The sequence below is a fragment of the Microvirga sp. KLBC 81 genome, from assembly GCF_003075415.1.
In the GTDB taxonomy this organism is placed as follows: Bacteria; Pseudomonadota; Alphaproteobacteria; order Rhizobiales; family Beijerinckiaceae; genus Microvirga.
In genome coordinates, this window is record NZ_QDAH01000185.1 from 1 (window position 1) to 3,335 (window position 3,335).

General features: G+C 59.7%; 4 protein-coding genes and 1 pseudogene. All 5 read right to left on the minus strand.

Going from position 1 to position 3,335, the window contains the following annotated elements:
• Nucleotides 1-224: 224 nt before the first annotated feature.
• A pseudogene (locus tag DC522_RS32840) lies at nucleotides 225-515 on the minus strand (transposase); the annotation flags it as partial.
• A 12-nt stretch (nucleotides 516-527) separates the two neighbouring features.
• Entirely contained in the window at nucleotides 528-941 is a 414-nt protein-coding gene (locus tag DC522_RS32845) for a helix-turn-helix domain-containing protein (RefSeq protein WP_371681094.1), read from the minus strand.
• Nucleotides 942-1,154: 213 nt separating this feature from the next.
• The gene (locus DC522_RS32850; RefSeq protein WP_245444738.1) at nucleotides 1,155-1,640 is read right to left on the minus strand and encodes a carboxymuconolactone decarboxylase family protein; all 486 of its coding nucleotides are present in this window, start codon (nucleotides 1,638-1,640) and stop codon (nucleotides 1,155-1,157) included.
• Between the two features lie 98 nt (nucleotides 1,641-1,738).
• Nucleotides 1,739-3,064: an aspartate aminotransferase family protein gene (locus DC522_RS32855; RefSeq protein ID WP_116532608.1), complete on the minus strand. Its 1,326-nt coding sequence runs from the start codon at nucleotides 3,062-3,064 to the stop codon at nucleotides 1,739-1,741.
• Nucleotides 3,057-3,335 (minus strand): hypothetical protein (locus DC522_RS35590; protein WP_205769916.1); only part of this gene is annotated, 279 nt, incomplete at its 5' end. The genes DC522_RS35590 and DC522_RS32855, both read right to left, overlap by 8 nt.

The window sequence follows — 3,335 nt, forward strand, 5'->3', positions numbered from 1 at the left end:
CGGCGTCCACATAGGAAGGCTCCTCCCGCGGAGCTCCATCATGCGGCGACAGCTGTCGACCGCGAAGACGACCCTGCCCCCGGCATACGTCGAAACAGCCCGTCACAAGAGACCGGCCGCGATCGGGATTGTCTGCAAGGCTCCCTCGGCTCAAATCCTGGGCCCGAGCAGGTGAGCTGTTGAGAAAAGGCTTGCAAAATGGTTCGCGATTAGACGACGCCATCAAAATACGCGCTGGCTTTGCGCAGGATCTCGTTGGCCTGACGCAGTTCGCGCACCTCGCGCTCGAGCGCCTTGATCCGCTCCTGGTCCGCGCTCGTCGGCCCAGGGCGAAGGCCCTGGTCGCGCTCGGCCTGCCGCACCCAGTGGCGCAGCGTCTCGCCCGAGCAGCCGATCTTGGCCGCGATCGACCGGATCGCGTCATACTGCGAGGCGTACTCGTCCCGGTGATCGAAAACTATCCGGACCGCGCGCTCGCGGACCTCTGATGAATATGGGCGTGTTCTCTTCGTCATGGCTCCATCCTGTCAGGAGTTGGAGCCTCCGGGAATCCCGGCGCGGTTCAGTCTCGATCCGCCCCTTTTTTCGGCGAAGGCCGGATCGACCCGCTTGCCGAACCAGGTCTCGTGCTTGCGCCAGCGCAGGCCCTCGTGGAGCAGGATCTCGTCGATGCGGCTGCGCTGCATCGCAATCCCTTTGTGCTCGTGCAGGTAGGCGGCTAATCGGTCGAGCGTCTGAGGCTTGGTCAGCGCGGTGGCGATCACGGTGGCTGTCTGCTCGGCCGAATACGTTGGCCGGCGCCCCGAGCGATGTCGGTCCTTGAGGGCTTCCAGTCCTTCCGCATTGAAGCGGCGAATGCGCTTGCGCACGGTCTCGCCATCCAGGCCGACGCGGGCTGCAATCGCCGATGCACTCTCGCCGCGACTGGCGCGCCAGATAATCTGGGCGCGTTACACGCGTTGGGCCGGAGCGATGTGGGAGTGGGCCAACTTTTGCACCGCTGCACATTCCGCAGGGGTCAAGTCCCGTAAGCAGACGGGTGCCATGGGTCACCTCCACCGGCAGGTCACAAGGGGCTGCCATTATACCCCGCAATCTGCCGGATGCACCACTAAGGCGCCTGCGCAAAGAATGCGCCGTAGCTGTTTGCCCAACTAAGTGACCGGAAGTGGTCGCTCCGCCATTTCTCTCGCGACGGCATCGTCTATCGGCGTTTCGTAGGTCATCAATAGACAGCCCAGTACCGAATAGAAGCCGACTGTAGTGATTAGATCGAATACACCTTGTCTTCCTATGGCGGCGGAAAGCGCGTACTCAAGATCAGACGGTAAGTGATGTGTATCGAAAAGCGCATCAACGGCCCGGACGATGAGCCCGTCTTCTCTATCTGGCATGCCACGCATCGCCTGGATGCGCGCATCCGAAATACCAAGCGCACGCGCGCGGCTGACATGATGGGCCCATTCATAGTCCGAACCCATCCGATGAGCAGCACGTAAAATCACGAGCTCGGACCAAACGGGGCCAAGAGCGCTGTCCTTGACGATATGTTGGCGCAGCGGAGCCCATGCCTTCAGCAATGCCGGATGATGAGCCATTGTGCGATAGACGTTCAATGCGCCGGCGAAGCCAGTCTTCATATCCGCGATTTCGACGGGCCAGTGTTCGTCGCTTATAGGCGGACACGGAGATGTCGTCATTGGATTGTCTTTCATTGCCCCGAACCAAGAGTCCTGTGTCAACTGGCGACGGCGGCGTTTATGGCGGCAGCTAGCCGTTCTACGATCAAATCGATTTGCTCAGGTTGAACAATATAGGGAGGTGCCAACAGCACATGGTCGCCGTGGACACCGTCGATGGTGCCACCCATCGGGTAGCACATCAAGCCTCGCTGCATCGCCTCGGTCTTGATCTTGGAGTGGATTTTCCGGGCCGGATCGAAAGGCTGCTTTGTGTCCTTATCCGCCACAATTTCGATGCCGCGGAACAGGCCCCGGCCGCGGATGTCGCCAACATAAGGCGATTGCCCGAGTGCTGCATCAAGGGTGGCCTGGAGGCGTTCGCCCATCTTGACGACATATTCCATAAGCTCCGGGCGTCTCAGGATTTCGACGACCTTGTTGGCCGCAGCTGCCGCGATTGGATGGCCGATGTAGGTATGACCATGCTGGAAAAGGCCGGAACCTTCCGCGAAGGCCCGATAGATTTTATTAGACAGGAGCACCGCGCCGATTGGCTGGAAGCCCCCGCCTAATCCTTTCGCGATTGTTACCAGATCGGGCACTATGCCCTCCTGTTCCAAAGCGAAAATCGTGCCTGTGCGTCCCATGCCGCACATGACTTCGTCAAGGATGAGCAAGATGCCGTGCCTGTCACAAACCTGCCGAACCAGCTTGAAGTAGTCGGGGACGGGCCCGACGGCACCGAGGGTCGCACCCACCACCGGTTCCGCCACGAAAGCCATGACCTGATCGGTCCCCAACTCGATGATCTTCGCCTCCAGCTCGGTAGCGAGGCGCTCAGCATAGGCGTCCGGCGTTTCGCCCACCTGCATATCTCGATAAGCGTAGCAGGGCGACACATGATGAGTTTCTGGCAAAAGCGGTTGAAATTGCGCGCGGCGCCATGCATTCCCGCCAGCCGCCAGTGCGCCAATGGTATTTCCGTGATAGCTCTGTCGGCGTGCAATGATATGGCGCCGCTGCGGCTGGCCGATTTCGACAAAGTACTGACGCGCCATCTTGAGAGCGGCCTCGACAGCTTCGGAACCACCTGAAACCAGGTAGACATAGTCAAGACCCTCGGGCGCGAGTGCAACCAGCTGCTCGGCAAGCTGCTCAGCCACGTCGGTCGTGAAGAACGAGGTATGAGCGTAGCTGATCCGCCCCATCTGCGCCTTCATCGCTTCCAAAACCTCTGGATGGTTGTGGCCGAGGCAGCTTACCGCCGCGCCGCCCGATCCATCGATGTAGCTCCGACCTTCGCTGTCCGTAATGTAGATGCCTTCTCCGGCTACGGCTCTTGCTAGATCTGCCCTGATGGAACGATGGAGGATTTTAGTCACTAGAATGCCTTGGCTGTCTTTCTGGTCGGCGCTCCGGCGCGTCCAGCCATTGATTTACAGATTTCACGGAGAAATGCAACAATTGTTTTAAATAGTGCATGCTTGAAGCATTTGTTATTATCTCCCAACGGCGATCCAGCCAGCATGTGCCGTGCAGGGGCGACACTAAAAAATTGTTTGGTAGCGGAACGTTATTGGGACCGGGTGCGTTGCGCGATTGAGGAGTACGCTTGGCGCTTTGACGGCCTGCGACGCCGAGCTCCTCACCGCA